General features: G+C 61.1%; 18 protein-coding genes. 16 read left to right on the forward strand and 2 right to left on the reverse strand.

Going from position 1 to position 14,788, the window contains the following annotated elements:
* Nucleotides 1-13 precede the first annotated feature (13 nt).
* From JFT86_RS27970 to JFT86_RS28000, 7 genes are all read left to right on the forward strand, one after another.
* Nucleotides 14-1,156 carry a chemotaxis response regulator protein-glutamate methylesterase gene (locus JFT86_RS27970; RefSeq protein WP_201239278.1) on the forward strand — a complete coding sequence of 381 codons (1,143 nt, stop codon included), beginning with the start codon at nt 14-16 and terminating at the stop codon, nt 1,154-1,156.
* Nucleotides 1,156-1,896, forward strand: a complete 741-nt coding sequence (locus JFT86_RS27975; RefSeq protein ID WP_095190692.1) for a flagellar motor protein — start codon at nt 1,156-1,158, stop codon at nt 1,894-1,896. Before JFT86_RS27970 ends, JFT86_RS27975 begins: the two co-directional genes overlap by 1 nt.
* Nucleotides 1,897-1,911: 15 nt before the next feature.
* The gene (motD, locus tag JFT86_RS27980; RefSeq protein ID WP_201239279.1) at nt 1,912-2,802 is read left to right on the forward strand and encodes a flagellar motor protein MotD; all 891 of its coding nucleotides are present in this window, start codon (nt 1,912-1,914) and stop codon (nt 2,800-2,802) included.
* Between the two features lie 43 nt (nt 2,803-2,845).
* Nucleotides 2,846-3,634 (forward strand): ParA family protein, encoded by a 789-nt coding sequence (locus tag JFT86_RS27985; protein WP_007919990.1) that lies wholly within the window; start codon nt 2,846-2,848, stop codon nt 3,632-3,634.
* A 118-nt stretch (nt 3,635-3,752) separates the two neighbouring features.
* The gene (locus JFT86_RS27990) at nt 3,753-4,691 is read left to right on the forward strand and encodes a CheW domain-containing protein (RefSeq protein WP_201239280.1); all 939 of its coding nucleotides are present in this window, start codon (nt 3,753-3,755) and stop codon (nt 4,689-4,691) included.
* Between the two features lie 85 nt (nt 4,692-4,776).
* Nucleotides 4,777-5,262: a chemotaxis protein CheW gene (locus JFT86_RS27995; RefSeq protein ID WP_126361291.1), complete on the forward strand. Its 486-nt coding sequence runs from the start codon at nt 4,777-4,779 to the stop codon at nt 5,260-5,262.
* On the forward strand, nt 5,263-5,655 hold the full coding sequence (locus JFT86_RS28000; RefSeq protein WP_123533722.1) for a DUF2802 domain-containing protein: 393 nt from the start codon (nt 5,263-5,265) through the stop codon (nt 5,653-5,655).
* Nucleotides 5,656-5,742: 87 nt separating this feature from the next.
* On the opposite strand, the gene JFT86_RS28005 is transcribed toward JFT86_RS28000, so the two are convergent.
* Nucleotides 5,743-6,072, reverse strand: a complete 330-nt coding sequence (locus JFT86_RS28005; RefSeq protein WP_201239281.1) for an EscU/YscU/HrcU family type III secretion system export apparatus switch protein — start codon at nt 6,070-6,072, stop codon at nt 5,743-5,745.
* The gene (locus JFT86_RS28010) at nt 6,069-7,643 is read right to left on the reverse strand and encodes a flagellar hook-length control protein FliK (protein WP_201239282.1); all 1,575 of its coding nucleotides are present in this window, start codon (nt 7,641-7,643) and stop codon (nt 6,069-6,071) included. Before JFT86_RS28010 ends, JFT86_RS28005 begins: the two co-directional genes overlap by 4 nt.
* Before the next feature lie 197 nt (nt 7,644-7,840).
* On the opposite strand from JFT86_RS28010, the gene ccmA reads away from it, so the two are divergent.
* From ccmA to ccmI, 9 genes are all read left to right on the forward strand, one after another.
* Nucleotides 7,841-8,476 carry a cytochrome c biogenesis heme-transporting ATPase CcmA gene (gene ccmA / locus JFT86_RS28015; RefSeq protein ID WP_201239283.1) on the forward strand — a complete coding sequence of 212 codons (636 nt, stop codon included), beginning with the start codon at nt 7,841-7,843 and terminating at the stop codon, nt 8,474-8,476.
* The gene (ccmB, locus tag JFT86_RS28020) at nt 8,473-9,141 is read left to right on the forward strand and encodes a heme exporter protein CcmB (RefSeq protein ID WP_201239284.1); all 669 of its coding nucleotides are present in this window, start codon (nt 8,473-8,475) and stop codon (nt 9,139-9,141) included. The genes ccmA and ccmB overlap by 4 nt, the downstream gene beginning before the upstream one ends.
* Before the next feature lie 78 nt (nt 9,142-9,219).
* Nucleotides 9,220-9,975, forward strand: a complete 756-nt coding sequence (locus tag JFT86_RS28025) for a heme ABC transporter permease (protein ID WP_016987487.1) — start codon at nt 9,220-9,222, stop codon at nt 9,973-9,975.
* Nucleotides 9,972-10,148: a heme exporter protein CcmD gene (gene ccmD / locus JFT86_RS28030; protein WP_064390881.1), complete on the forward strand. Its 177-nt coding sequence runs from the start codon at nt 9,972-9,974 to the stop codon at nt 10,146-10,148. Before JFT86_RS28025 ends, ccmD begins: the two co-directional genes overlap by 4 nt.
* Complete coding sequence (ccmE, locus tag JFT86_RS28035; protein ID WP_201239285.1) at nt 10,145-10,600, forward strand: cytochrome c maturation protein CcmE; 456 nt, start codon at nt 10,145-10,147, stop codon at nt 10,598-10,600. Before ccmD ends, ccmE begins: the two co-directional genes overlap by 4 nt.
* 3 nt (nt 10,601-10,603) lie before the next feature.
* Nucleotides 10,604-12,592, forward strand: a complete 1,989-nt coding sequence (locus JFT86_RS28040) for a heme lyase CcmF/NrfE family subunit (RefSeq protein ID WP_201239286.1) — start codon at nt 10,604-10,606, stop codon at nt 12,590-12,592.
* The gene (locus JFT86_RS28045) at nt 12,589-13,125 is read left to right on the forward strand and encodes a DsbE family thiol:disulfide interchange protein (RefSeq protein WP_166222385.1); all 537 of its coding nucleotides are present in this window, start codon (nt 12,589-12,591) and stop codon (nt 13,123-13,125) included. Before JFT86_RS28040 ends, JFT86_RS28045 begins: the two co-directional genes overlap by 4 nt.
* A complete protein-coding gene (locus tag JFT86_RS28050) occupies nt 13,122-13,592 on the forward strand; it encodes a cytochrome c-type biogenesis protein (protein WP_166222383.1) in 471 nt (156 codons plus the stop codon). The genes JFT86_RS28045 and JFT86_RS28050 overlap by 4 nt, the downstream gene beginning before the upstream one ends.
* On the forward strand, nt 13,589-14,788 hold the full coding sequence (ccmI, locus tag JFT86_RS28055) for a c-type cytochrome biogenesis protein CcmI (protein WP_201239287.1): 1,200 nt from the start codon (nt 13,589-13,591) through the stop codon (nt 14,786-14,788). Before JFT86_RS28050 ends, ccmI begins: the two co-directional genes overlap by 4 nt.

Here is a 14,788-nt window from a genome sequence, read left to right on the forward strand (position 1 = left end):
TAATGGAGTGTTTATGGCAGTCAAAGTCCTGGTGGTGGACGATTCGGGTTTTTTCCGCCGCCGCGTCTCGGAAATTCTTTCAGCGGATCCGAGCATCCAGGTGGTCGGTACGGCCACCAACGGTAAAGAGGCGATCGATCAGGCCCTGGCCCTCAAGCCGGACGTGATCACCATGGACTACGAGATGCCGATGATGGACGGCATCACGGCGGTGCGGCACATCATGCAGCGCTGCCCGACCCCGGTGTTGATGTTCTCCTCGCTGACGCATGAAGGTGCTCGGGTAACCCTCGATGCGCTGGATGCCGGCGCGGTGGATTTCCTGCCGAAGAATTTCGAAGACATCTCGCGTAATCCGGAGAAGGTCAAGCAACTGCTGTGCGAGAAGGTCCATAGCATCTCGCGCAGCAACCGTCGTTTCAGTGCCTACAGCACGCCGGCTCCGGTGGCTGCTCCAGCACCTGCACCGACACCTGCTGCCAGCGCGTCGAGTTTCAGCAGCCACAGCACCAGCGCCCCGGTACGTCCGGCGCCTGCACCAGCTCCGACGCGTGCTCCGGCTGCCAGCGCTTCGTCGCCGGCACCGAAACGCAAGGCCTACAAACTGGTTGCCATCGGTACGTCGACGGGCGGCCCGGTTGCCCTGCAGCGCGTGTTGACACAATTGCCGGCCAACTTCCCGGCGCCGATCGTGCTGATCCAGCACATGCCGGCAGCGTTCACCAAGGCCTTCGCTGAACGCCTCGACAAGCTCTGCCGCATCAGCGTCAAGGAAGCCGAGGATGGCGACATCCTGCGTCCGGGCCTGGCGTTGCTGGCCCCGGGTGGCAAACAAATGATGATCGACGGCCGTGGCGCGGTGAAAATCCTCCCGGGCGACGAGCGTCTGAACTACAAGCCGTGCGTGGACATCACGTTCGGTTCGGCAGCGAAATCCTACGGCGACAAAGTTCTGGCGGTGGTGTTGACTGGCATGGGCGCCGACGGCCGTGAAGGTGCACGTCTGCTCAAGCAGGGCGGCAGCTCGGTGTGGGCACAAGATGAGGCCAGCTGCGTGATCTACGGCATGCCGATGGCCATCGTTAAAGCCGACCTTGCCGACGCGGTATACAGCCTCGACGACATCGGCAAGCACATCGTCGAGGCGTGTATCTGATGGATGTTCTAAGCCTTATCGGGATCATCATGGCGTTCGTCGCCATCATCGGCGGCAACTACCTTGAAGGTGGTCACCTCGGTGCGCTGGCCAACGGCCCGGCGGCACTGATTGTACTGGGCGGCACCATCGGTGCCGCGCTGCTGCAATCGCCGATGAGCGCGTTCAAACGCGCGATGCAGATCCTCGCCTGGATCTTCTTTCCGCCACGCGTGGACCTCGCCGGCGGCATCGACCGCGTGGTCAACTGGAGCCTCACCGCACGCAAGGAAGGTCTGCTCGGTCTGGAAGGCGTGGCCGATGCCGAACCCGACAGCTACTCGCGCAAAGGCCTGCAACTGCTGGTCGATGGCGCCGAGCCGGAAGCGATTCGCAGCATCCTCGAAGTGGATTTCTACACTCAGGAAGCCCGCGACATCGAGGCGGCGAAAGTCTTTGAAAGCATGGGCGGCTACGCGCCGACCATCGGCATCATCGGCGCGGTGATGGGCCTGATCCATGTGATGGGCAATCTCGCCGACCCGACGCAATTGGGCAGCGGCATTGCCGTGGCATTCGTCGCGACCATCTACGGCGTGGCCAGTGCCAACCTGATCCTGTTGCCGGTCGCGGCCAAACTGAAGTCAATCGCGTTGCGACAGTCGCGTTATCGCGAAATGTTGTTGGAAGGTATCTTGTCGATCGCCGAAGGTGAAAACCCGCGCTCTATCGAGTTGAAGCTTCAGGGCTTCATGGATTGATGGGGGTAATGGACTATGGCTCGTCGCAGGCATCAGGAAGAACACGTTAATCACGAGCGCTGGCTCGTGTCCTACGCCGACTTCATCACGCTGCTGTTCGCTTTCTTCGTGGTCATGTACTCGATCTCGTCGATCAACGAAGGCAAGTACAAGGTTATTTCCGAAGCGCTGATCGGCGTCTTTACCGACTCCGACCGCTCGCTGAAACCGATCCCGATCGGCGACGAGCGACCGAAGACCGTGACCCCGGCCAAGCCGCTGGTCAAGGATGCCGAGCAGGTCGACGCCGGTATCGCCGGGGCCAGTGACCCGCTGAAGAGCATCGCCGATGACATCAGCGCAGCGTTCGGCGATCTGATCAGCTCCAACCAGATGACTGTGCGCGGCAACGAGTTGTGGGTCGAAATCGAGCTCAACTCCAGCCTGTTGTTCGGCAGCGGCGACGCCATGCCGAGCGACATCGCGTTCAACATCATCGACAAGGTGGCGGCGATCCTCAAGCCGTTCGACAACCCGATCCACGTTGAAGGTTTCACCGACGATCAACCGATCCGCACCGCGCAGTACCCGACCAACTGGGAACTGTCCTCGGCGCGTTCGGCGAGCATCGTGCGCATGCTGGCGATGCAGGGCGTGAACCCCGGTCGTCTCGCCTCGGTGGGTTACGGCGAGTTCCAGCCAGTGGCCAACAACGCCACGGCTGAAGGCCGCGCAAAGAACCGTCGTGTGGTGCTGGTGGTGTCGCGCAACCTCGATGTGCGCCGCAGCCTCACGGGCACCGGAACTGCCAATGCGCAACCGGACGCCGCACTGAAGCGGGCTGGCACACAAACTGCACCGACCCCGGTCAAGACGCCGGGACGCGAGAGTGCCGTCAATTCTCCGTCGCCCGCATTAATACGCTGAGCCATGTCTCGGTCGAGCATCTCGGCCGGGAGGAACGAACTGAATGAGAGTCTGGGCAGTCGCCAATCAAAAGGGTGGTGTTGGTAAAACCACTTCTTCCATCGCTTTAGCCGGTTTGCTGGCAGAGGCGGGCAAGCGCGTGGTTGTGGTCGATCTCGACCCGCACGGCTCGATGACCAGCTATTTCGGCTACGACCCCGACAGCCTGGAACACAGCAATTACGACCTGTTTCTGCACAAGGGCTCGGTGCCGCAAGGCCTGCCCGGGCAGTTGCTGTTGTCGACCAGCGACGAACGCATTTCCCTGTTGCCGTCGAGTACTGCACTTGCCACCCTTGAGCGTCAGTCGCCGGGGCAGAGTGGCTTGGGTCTGGTAATCGCCAAGAGTCTGGCGCAACTGTGGCAGGACTTCGATTACGCCGTCATCGACAGCCCGCCGTTACTCGGTGTGCTGATGGTCAACGCCCTCGCGGCGAGCCAGCAACTGGTGATCCCGGTGCAGACCGAGCACCTGGCCGTCAAAGGTCTGGAGCGCATGGTCAACACCTTGGCGATGATCAACCGCTCGCGCAAACAGGCGCTGCCGTTCAGCATCGTGCCGACCCTGTTTGACCGTCGTACCCAGGCATCGATGCATACGTTGCGTGTGCTGCGTGACAAATTCCCGGAAGAGATCTGGCAGGGTTATATCCCGGTCGATACCCGTCTGCGCGATGCCAGCCGTGCCGGTGTCACGCCTTCGCAATTCGACGGCAAGAGCCGTGGCGTGCTGGCCTACCGCGCGCTGCTCAAGCATCTGTTGGCGCAACAACTTGTTCCGCAGGTGGCATGAGCATGATCTCTATTCGTGTAGGAGCTGCCGCAGGCTGCGATCTTTTGATCTCGCTTGGCGGTGTTCCTGAACAGATCAAAAGATCGCAGCGTTCCGCAGCTCCTACATGGGGTTGCGTATGAATCGGCCGTTGAAGTTGACGTCGAAGCCGCAGTTGGCCTTGCAGTCTTATCTGGACAGTTTGCTGCAGGAAATTCCTGACGAGTTGCCGGTGGCAGTCGTGGCGGAGCCTGAAGTGGTGGAAAGTGCGGCGGCGCTGGATGAGTTCCAGGCCGCGGTGCTGGAAGAGCAGGCGCGTGATGCGCAACAGGCTGTGAAGCCGGTTGCCGCGCCTGCCGCTGCGGTAGCGGTGACCAAGGCTCCGGTGACATTGATTGAAGAGGTTCGCGCATCGGTTTCGACATTGGCGCCACTGCTGCAAACCCAGCTGCTGAAAACCGCGCCGGAACCGCTCGTGGCCGAGCCTGTGCCCGTGGCGCCCGCACCCGTCGAACAGACGCTGGTGCCGCCACTGGTGGAGGTGCATCTGCCGCCGAGCAACACCCCGCCGCCGGTGGAAACCGACGGCCGTCCAGCCTGGGCTTCCGAAGCGTTCGAATGCCTGTTGTTCGACGTTGCCGGGCTGACGCTGGCGGTGCCGCTGGTGTGCCTCGGCTCGATCTATTCGCTGGCCGGGCATGAGCTGACGCCGCTGTTCGGGCAACCGGAATGGTTCCTCGGCATCCTGCCGAGCCAGGCCGGGAATCTGAAGGTTCTGGATACCGCGCGCTGGGTCATGCCGGATCGCTATCGCGATGACTTCCGTCAGGGCTTGCAGTACGTGATTTCGGTACAAGGTTACGAGTGGGGCCTGGCGGTGCACCAGGTCAGCCGTTCGTTGCGTCTTGATCCGAATGAAATCAAATGGAGAAGTCATCGAGGTCAGCGGCCATGGCTCGCCGGCACGGTGATTGAACACATGTGCGCCTTGCTTGATGTATCGGCACTGGCCGAGTTGATCGCCAGTGGCGGGGCAAAGCACATGTCCGGCATTAAGCCGAACCACAAACCGACATGACACTTACATAAAAGACAGGCGCCGGCATTCGCATGACGGGGCACAGAACATACACCGCGAGCGCGGTACTTCGAGGGGCTAGGGTATGAACGACAAGGCTACGGCGGCAAAGGGTTCCGAAGATCCGATCCTGCAATGGGTGACCTTCAAGCTGGACAACGAAACCTACGGCATCAACGTGATGCGCGTTCAGGAAGTCCTGCGCTACACCGAGATCGCTCCGGTGCCGGGTGCGCCAAGCTACGTGCTGGGCATCATCAACCTGCGCGGTAACGTGGTCACCGTGATCGACACCCGTCAGCGCTTCGGCCTGAACAGCGGTGAGATCAGCGACAACACCCGTATCGTCATCATCGAAGCCGACAAGCAAGTGGTCGGCATCATGGTCGACAGCGTGGCTGAAGTGGTTTACCTGCGTCAGTCGGAGATCGAAACCGCACCGAACGTCGGTAACGAAGAGTCGGCCAAGTTCATCCAGGGCGTGTGCAACAAGAACAACGAGTTGCTGATCCTGGTCGAGCTGGACAAGATGATGAGCGAAGAAGAATGGTCGGAACTGGAGAGCATCTGATTGATTCTCGAGGTTGCGGTCATTGTCCTGTTCCTTTTCTGGGCAGGCACGCTGGCAATGTTTCTGGCGTACATCAAGGCGCAGCGAGTGATCGCTGCGCAACAGGCTCAGGGCGATGCGCTGCGTGATCAGCGCATCAAGGACCTGGCCAAGCGAGTGGACGACTACCAGAACGGTAACGTGCGCATGGGCGAAGCCCTGCACGAGCTGCGCGCGGTAGTCGGGCCGTTGCCGGACAAGATTGTTGCGCTGGAACAGCGCGATCCATCGAGCCTGTCGTTCGCCCAGGCGGCGAAACTGGTAGGCATGGGCGCGAGCGTTGATGAACTGACTCAGTCCTGCGGGTTGACCCAGGCTGAGGCGGAGTTGATGCGTAAACTTCACAAGAACTGAAATCGCCATCGCGAGCAGGCTCACTCCTACATTTGAAATGCGTTCCAATGTAGGAGTGAGCCTGCTCGCGATGGGGCCCTCAAATCCTCAGTAATCATCCCCGCGTTCGGTGATGTCCTTCTCGACCATCGGTGCATCCGGGTCGTGTCCCTCGGGGAATTTCCCTTTCAGGTTCCACGCAAACGCGATGATCTCGGCAATGGTGCGATACAGCTCTTCGGGAATGCTGTCGCCCAGTTCCATGCGCGCCAACAGTCGTACCAGTTCGGCGTTCTCGTAGATCGGCACTTCACAGTCGCGGGCGATCCGCAGGATTTCCTCGGCCAGTTCCTCGTCACCCTTGGCGGTGAGGGTCGGGGCGTGGTTGCCGTCGTATTTGAGGGCGATGGCCTGGCGTGGGGTGGTGGTGTCATTCATGCGGTTTCGTCAACCCAGCGGTGGTCGAGGCGGGTTTGGTTGCCCTGCGGCGGCGTGCCGTGGTGGCAGTCAATGTCGCCGACGTTCAGCCCGCGATCAAGCAGACGCTGGCGTAGAGCGAACAGGTTGTTTTCGATCAGGTCAGCGGTGTACGGCCGTTCGGCCCACAGCTGACTCGAGAGGCTGCCGGCGATCAACTGTGCCTGAATCTGCATTGGCCCGAGCGGTTCCATGTCGAACGCCAGATCAACGCGCCACAATTGTTGCTTGGGCTCGCGTTCGTCGCGCCGCTCGTTCGGTTGCGGCTCTTTCTCCGGCGCTTCTTCGCGCTGGAACTTGACCTGCAACGGCACGATGTCCTGCAAGTTACGCATGGGGATTTCCAGTTGCCAGGTGCTGAGCAGGCGCCCGTCATCGGTGACGCCGGTCTGTTCAAGGCTCGACAACTGATGGCTTTGCAGGCGGGAAACAGCGGCGGCGGCAAGGCGCAGCAAATGTTCCAGATCACCTTCACCGTCCTGGCTTTGCAGCAGTCGGTCGGGCAGCGGGAAACTGTTTGGCAACGGTTTGGCACTGACTTGACCGAGCATGCCGAGGGCGTTGCGGACGAAACTCGGCATGGCCTGCGCCAGGGTGTTGGCGGCGATGATCGCATTCAGATTGGTGTTGCCGGGCAGGCCAGGGGTGAGTTGCGCGATCAACTTGAGCAGATCGGCTTTCATGTCCGGGGCCAGCGTCGGATTCTGGCCTGTCAGCAGTTTGGCTTCGAGAAACATGCCGCTGTTGGCCAGCGCCATCGCCAGACCTTTCGGCGTGCTCAGTTGCTGCACGTCAGGCAGGCCGGCAAGCAATTTGTCGACCGCTGCGCGTAAATCGGCCGATGTTTGATCGGTATCGGTCGGCAGGTTTTGCAGTGCGTTCAATAAACCGCCGAGCGATGCCTGACGACTTTGCTGGCCGACCAGTTGCTGGCTCACCGCCAACTGCTCCTGACGGCTGCTCATCGGCAGGAATTTCAAGGTTTGCGAATCTTCCACCAGCGCCGAGAGCAGGGTGCCGATGCGCAGCGGTTGCGGGCTGTCGATGCTCAAGGTGCTGCCGCTCAATGCGGTGTTGAGCAGGCTGACCATCGAGCGAAAGACTGTCGCTTGCCCCGGCGTCTGCGGCAGCACCTGCGAGGTCAGCACCTTGCCTTGCAGCAACGTGCCGACCGGCAATTGCGCGGTATCGATGCGGGTGAGGGTGGCCACGCTGCTGGCGATCGCTTGTTGCACGGTAATCGCCAGATTGCCCGCCGACGGCTGGGTGATCGCCAGGCTGGTGCCCTGCGCCAGCGGCAGATTGCTGGTCGCCTGCACGGTGGTCTGCCGTCCGCTGTCCAGCGTCACCTTCAGCAGCAATTGAAACGTCTGATCCGCCTGTTTGAGCGATAACACCTCGGCCTTGGCGCTCTGCCCGGCACCGATCAAGCCTTCAACTGGCGTCAGCAGCTTGAGCAGTTCCCCCACCTGCGGGCGAACGGTCGCCGGGGTGGTTGGCGGGAGCGGGAGGATGTTCATTTCGCCTGTCATACGCGGACACAACCTGAGGAAATTGCACTCTTGAGAGTAAGGCACGACATGTATAATGCCGCCCGTCTTGCGCTTCGTTCAAAAAACATAACAATTGTTTGACGCAGCTCTCTAGATCGAGCCGTCAATGCATCTATGCTGCATCTCTTTAACGGCCGCACCAGAGCCGACTTGAACCGTATAAGGCCCGTGATCCCTTGACCAGTCCTGTCCTGCAAACCGTTGCCCTCGCGTGTGAACGTGACCTGAGGCTGCTCTTCGAAAATCTCGAATTGAGACTGGCCAGTGGCGATATGGTGCAAATCAGCGGTCCCAACGGCAGCGGCAAAACCAGTTTGTTACGGCTGTTGGCCGGCCTGATGCAGCCGACCGACGGTCAAGTCCTGCTCAACGGTCTGCCGTTGACCGAACAACGCAGCGAACTGGCGCGCAATCTTTTATGGATCGGCCATGCCGCCGGGATCAAGGATTTGCTGACCCCGGAAGAAAACCTCTCCTGGCTGTGCGCCCTGCATCATCCCGCCGAACGCGAGGCCATCTGGCAAGCCTTGGCAGCAGTAGGATTGCGCGGCTTCGAAGATGTTCCCTGCCACAGTCTGTCCGCCGGTCAGCAACGCCGTGTGGCACTGGCGCGTTTGTATCTCGACAGCCCGCCGCTGTGGATTCTCGACGAACCGTTCACCGCCCTCGACAAGCAGGGCGTGGCGCAACTTGAGGAACATCTGGCCGGCCATTGCGAGCGCGGCGGCCTGGTGGTGTTGACCACGCACCACACACTGAGCCGGATGCCGGCCGGTTATCGCGACATCGATCTGGGGAATTGGGCGGTATGAGTGTGTTCGGCCTGCTGGTTGCCCGTGAATCGCGTCTGCTGTTTCGCCGCCCGGCGGAGCTGGCCAATCCGCTGATTTTTTTCGCCATCGTCATCGCTTTGTTCCCGCTGGCCGTCGGCCCGGAAACTCAAGTGTTGCAAAACTTGTCCCCGGGGTTAGTCTGGGTGGCGGCGCTTTTATCGGTCCTGCTCTCGCTGGACGGGCTTTTCCGCAGTGATTTCGAAGACGGATCCCTCGAACAGTGGGTCCTTTCGTCGCACCCGTTGCCACTTCTGGTATTGGCCAAGGTGCTGGCACACTGGCTTTTTTCCGGGCTGGCACTGGTTTTGCTCTCACCCTTGCTGGCATTGATGCTCGGTTTACCTGCCGCGTGTCTGCCGGTTTTGCTGATGTCGTTGCTGCTGGGCACTCCGGTGCTGAGCTTGCTCGGCGCGGTGGGCGCGGCGCTGACGGTGGGTTTGAAGCGCGGTGGCCTGTTGCTGGCGCTGCTGATTTTGCCGTTGTACATCCCGGTGTTGATTCTTGGCAGTGGCGCCTTGCAGGCGGCGTTGCAAGGCATGCCGGCGACCGGGTATCTGCTGTGGCTTGGTAGCCTGACCGCCCTGGCGATCACCCTGACACCTTTTGCAATAGCGGCTGGCCTGAAGATCAGCGTCGGCGAATAATGAGGTCTGGTTAAAATTTAACCAGCAAAGACCCTGAGACTGCTCACACCGATGAGCGGCACCCGTGATGGAAACAGTATGAACTGGACCTGGTTTCACAAGCTCGGCTCGCCCAAGTGGTTCTACGGCATCAGCAGCAAGTTCTTGCCGTGGCTGAGCATTGCAGCGTTGCTGCTGATTGGCGTCGGCGTCGTCTGGGGCCTGGCCTTCGCGCCGCCGGATTATCAGCAAGGCAACAGCTTTCGCATCATCTACATACACGTGCCTGCCGCGATGCTCGCTCAGTCGATCTACGTGATGCTGGCGGTGTGTGGCGTGGTCGGGCTGGTGTGGAAGATGAAACTGGCCGACGTCGCCCTGCAATGCGCCGCACCGATCGGCGCGTGGATGACCGCCGTGGCTCTGGTCACCGGGGCGATCTGGGGCAAGCCGACCTGGGGCTCGTGGTGGGTCTGGGACGCACGGCTGACCTCGATGCTGATTCTGCTGTTCCTGTATTTCGGGGTGATCGCGCTGGGCAATGCGATCAGCAACCGCGACAGCGCCGCCAAGGCCTGTGCGGTGCTGGCTATCGTTGGCGTGATCAACATCCCGATCATCAAATACTCGGTGGAGTGGTGGAACACCCTGCACCAGGGCGCGACCTTCACCCTCACCGAAAAACCGGCGATGCCTGCCGAAATGTGGCTGCCGCTGTTGCTGACGGTGCTGGGTTTCTACTGTTTCTTCGGCGCCGTGCTGTTGCTGCGCATGCGTCTGGAAGTGCTCAAGCGCGAAGCACGCGCCAGTTGGGTGAAAGAAGAAGTGCAGCACAGTCTGGAGGCCGCTCGATGAGTTTTGCTTCATTCGGCGACTTCCTCGCCATGGGCCATCATGGCCTCTATGTCTGGTCGGCCTACGGCATCTGTCTGGCGGTACTGGCCTTCAACGTGGCGGCGCCGATCCTGGCCCGCAAGCGGTATCTGCAACAAGAGGCGCGTCGTCTGCGCCGGGAGAACGGCAAGTGAATCCGCTGCGCAAAAAACGTTTGATCATCATTCTGGCGATTCTGGTCGGGGTCGGCGCTGCTGTCGGCCTGGCCCTCAGCGCCTTGCAGCAGAACATCAATCTGTTTTACACCCCGACCCAGATCGCCAACGGTGAAGCGCCGCACGACACGCGCATCCGTGCCGGTGGCATGGTCGAGAAGGGCTCGCTGCAACGTTCCACGGATTCACTGGACGTCAAATTTGTCGTCACCGACTTCAACAAGGCCGTGACCATCACCTATCGCGGCATCCTCCCTGACCTGTTCCGCGAAGGGCAGGGCATCGTTGCCTTGGGCAAGATCAATGCTGACGGTGTGGTCGTCGCCGATGAAGTACTGGCCAAGCACGACGAGAAGTACATGCCGCCGGAAGTGACCAAAGCGTTGAAAGACAGCGGTCAATCCGCGCCGACCCCAGCGAAGGAGGGTTGATCGATGACTTCCGCTATTTTTATTCCTGAACTGGGCCATCTGGCGATGATTCTGGCGCTGTGTTTTGCGCTGGTGCAAGCCGTGGTGCCGTTGCTCGGTGCCTGGCGCGGCGACCGCTTGTGGATGGGCCTGGCCCAACCGGCAGCGTGGGGCCAGTTTGCCTTTTTGCTGTTCGCCTTCGGCTGCCTGACATACGCGTTCATGACCGATGATTTCTCGGTCGGTTACGTGGCGATGAACTCCAACAGTGCGTTGCCGTGGTACTACAAGTTCAGCGCGGTGTGGGGCGCCCACGAAGGTTCGCTGCTGCTGTGGGCATTGATCCTCGGTGGCTGGACTTTCGCCGTGTCGGTGTTCTCCCGGCAGTTGCCGCAAGTCATGCTCGCCCGCGTACTGGCGGTGATGGGCATGATCAGCACCGGTTTCCTGCTGTTCCTGATCCTCACGTCGAACCCGTTTTCGCGGATCCTGCCGCAGATTCCGGCGGACGGTCGCGACCTCAATCCGTTGCTGCAAGACATTGGCCTGATCGTGCATCCGCCGATGCTCTACATGGGGTATGTCGGTTTCTCCGTGGCCTTCGCATTCGCCATCGCGGCGTTGCTCGGCGGTCGTCTCGATGCGGCGTGGGCACGCTGGTCGCGTCCGTGGACCATCGTCGCCTGGGCCTTCCTCGGCATCGGCATCACCCTCGGTTCGTGGTGGGCTTACTACGAACTCGGCTGGGGCGGCTGGTGGTTCTGGGACCCGGTGGAAAACGCCTCGTTCATGCCTTGGCTGGTCGGTACTGCGCTGATTCACTCGCTGGCGGTCACGGAAAAACGTGGCGTGTTCAAGAGCTGGACGGTGTTGCTGGCGATTGCCGCGTTCTCGTTGAGCCTGCTCGGTACTTTCCTTGTACGTTCCGGCGTGCTGACCTCGGTGCATGCGTTTGCCTCGGACCCTGAGCGTGGTGTGTTCATCCTGATCTTCCTGTTGTTCGTGGTCGGTGGTTCGCTGACGTTGTTTGCGTTGCGTGCGCCGGTGGTGAAGAGCCAGGTCGGTTTCAATCTGTGGTCGCGGGAAACCCTGCTGCTGGGCAACAACCTGGTGTTGGTGGTGGCGGCGTCGATGATTCTGCTCGGCACCTTGTATCCGCTGATTCTCGATGCGATCAGCGGCGCCAAACTGTCGGTCGGCCCGCCGTACTTCAATGCGCTGTTCATTCCGCTGATGGCGTTGTTGATGATGGTGATGGCGGTCGGTGTGATCGTGCGCTGGAAAGACACCCCGGTGAAATGGCTGGTGGGCATGCTGACCCCGGTGTTGCTCGGCAGCGTCGCGCTGGCAGTCGTGGCCGGCGTCGCATACGGCGATTTCAACTGGGCGGTGATCGCGACCTTCCTGCTCGCCGCGTGGGTGTTGCTCGCCGGCGTGCGCGACATCTTCGACAAGACCCGCCACAAAGGCCTGATCAAAGGCCTGCCAACCCTGACCCGCAGTTATTGGGGCATGCAGATCGCCCACCTCGGCATCGCCGTGTGTGCGCTGGGCGTGGTGTTGTCGAGCCAGAACAGTGCCGAACGCGACCTGCGTCTGGCGCCGGGCGAGTCGATGGCACTGGCCGGTTATCAATTTGTCTTCGAAGGCGCCAAGCACTTCGAAGGGCCGAACTTCACTTCCGACAAGGGCACTATTCGCGTGATTCGCGACGGCAAGGAAGTCAGCGTGTTGCACCCGGAAAAACGTCTGTACACCGTGCAGAACTCGGTGATGACCGAGGCCGGGATCGATGCCGGTTTCACCCGCGACCTCTACGTCGCCTTGGGCGAGCCGCTGGAAAACGGCGCGTGGGCGGTGCGGGTACACGTCAAACCGTTCGTGCGCTGGATCTGGTTCGGCGGCTTGCTCACCGGTCTCGGTGGCTTGCTGGCAGCGCTGGATCGGCGCTATCGGGTCAAGGTGAAATCCAAAGTGCGTGAAGCGCTGGGCATGACGGGAGCGGCTGCATGAGACGTTGGTTGATGCTGGTGCCACTGGCGATTTTCCTGCTGGTGGCGGTTTTCCTTTATCGCGGTCTGTACCTCGATCCGGCGGAGCTGCCGTCGGCCATGATCAACAAGCCGTTCCCGGAATTTTCGTTGCCGGCCGTGCAGGGCGACAAGACTCTGACCAAGGCTGACATTCTCGGTAAACCTGCCCTGGTCAACGTCTGGGGCACCTGGTGCATTTCCTGCCGGGTCGAACACCCGGTGCTGAACAAACTGGCCGAGCGCGGTGTGGTGATCTACGGGATCAACTACAAGGACACCAACGCCGACGCGTTGAAGTGGCTGGCCGAGTTCCACAATCCGTACGTGCTCGACATCCGTGACGACGAAGGCTCGCTGGGCCTGAACCTCGGGGTCTATGGCGCTCCGGAAACCTTCTTCATCGACGCCAAAGGCATCATCCGTGACAAGTACGTTGGTGTGATCGACGAGCAGGTCTGGCGCGAAAAACTCGCGGCCAAGTATCAGGCGCTGGTCGATGAGGCCAAACCATGAAGCGCTTTCTAGCCGCCGTGGTGTTGGGCTTGAGTCTGGCCGGGGTGGCTCACGCCGCCATCGACACTTACGAGTTCGCCAAAGAAGGTGACCGCGAGCGTTTCCGCGAACTGACCAAGGAATTGCGTTGCCCCAAGTGTCAGAACCAGGACATCGCCGACTCCAATGCGCCGATTGCCGCTGACCTGCGCAAAGAGATTTTCCGCATGCTCGGTGAGGGCAAGGACAACCAGCAGATCATCGATTTCATGGTTGATCGCTACGGTGATTTTGTCCGCTACAAACCGGCCCTCAATGCCAAGACTGCACTGCTGTGGTTCGGCCCGGCCGGGCTGCTGCTCGGTGGTTTTGTAGTGATCGCGGTGATCGTCCGCCGTCGTCGCGGGCAACGCGCCGAAACCCCGCAATCGCTTTCCGCCGATGAGCGTCAGCGCCTCGACCAACTGTTGGATAAAAACCAAGAATGATTGATTTCTGGCTCGCCGCAGGGCTGTTGCTTCTGGTCGCCCTGAGTTTTCTGCTGATCCCGGTTTTGCGCGAACGCCGCGCCCAGCGTGAAGAGGATCGTACTGCCCTGAACGTTGCGCTGTATCAAGAGCGCGTGGCCGAGTTGCAAGCGCAACAGGCTGAAGGCGTGCTCGACGCTGCGCAAATGGACAGCGGCCGCGCTGAGGCTGCCCGTGAGTTGCTGGCGGATACCGAAGGCGTTACAGCGCCGCGTGTGTCGAAACTGGGCAAACCGTTGCCGCTGCTGGCGGCGGTACTTGTACCGGTATTGGGCCTGGGTCTGTACCTGCATTTCGGTGCTGCCGACAAAGTCGAACTGACCCGCGAATTCGCTCAGGCACCGCAGTCGATGGAAGAAATGACCCAGCGTCTGGAGCGCGCCGTTGCCGCGCAGCCGGATTCGGCGGAAGGCCTGTACTTCCTCGGTCGCACGTACATGGCTCAGGAGCGTCCGGCGGACGCGGCGAAGATGTTCGAACGCGCCGCCAACCTCGCCGGCCGCCAGCCGGAGCTGCTCGGCCAGTGGGCGCAGGCGCAGTATTTTGCCGATGGCAAAAAATGGTCGGACAAAATTCAGGCCCTGACCGATGAAGCGTTGAAGGCCGATCCGAAAGAAGTCACCAGCCTCGGTCTGCTCGGCATCGCCGCATTCGAAGGTGAGCGCTATCAGCAAGCCATCGATTACTGGAATCGTCTGCTGGCGCAATTGCCGCCGGACGACAAATCCCGCGAAGCGCTGCAAGGCGGGATCGAGCGCGCCACCGAGCGCCTGCAAGCCAGTGGTGGCAAGGTCGCTCAGACCGCCGCGCCAAAAGCAGCCTTGTTGAAGGTCAGCGTCGATCTGGCCAGCGAACTCAAAGACAAAGTGCAGCCGGGCGACAGCGTGTTCATTTTCGCCCGCGCCACTTCCGGGCCTCCGGCGCCGCTGGCGGCCAAACGTCTGACTGTTGCCGATCTGCCGGTGACCGTCGAACTGGGCGATGCCGACGCAATGATGCCGCAGTTGAAACTGTCGAACTTCCCTGAAGTCCAACTGGTTGCGCGCATCTCCCGGGCCGGTCAGCCGACCGCAGGGGAGTGGGTGGGTCGCAGCGGCCCTCTGGCCAGCAGCACCACCGCGCCACAAACACTGACCATCGACAGCCCGGACAAATAG

The sequence above is a fragment of the Pseudomonas sp. TH06 genome (assembly GCF_016651305.1).
In the GTDB taxonomy this organism is placed as follows: Bacteria; Pseudomonadota; Gammaproteobacteria; order Pseudomonadales; family Pseudomonadaceae; genus Aquipseudomonas.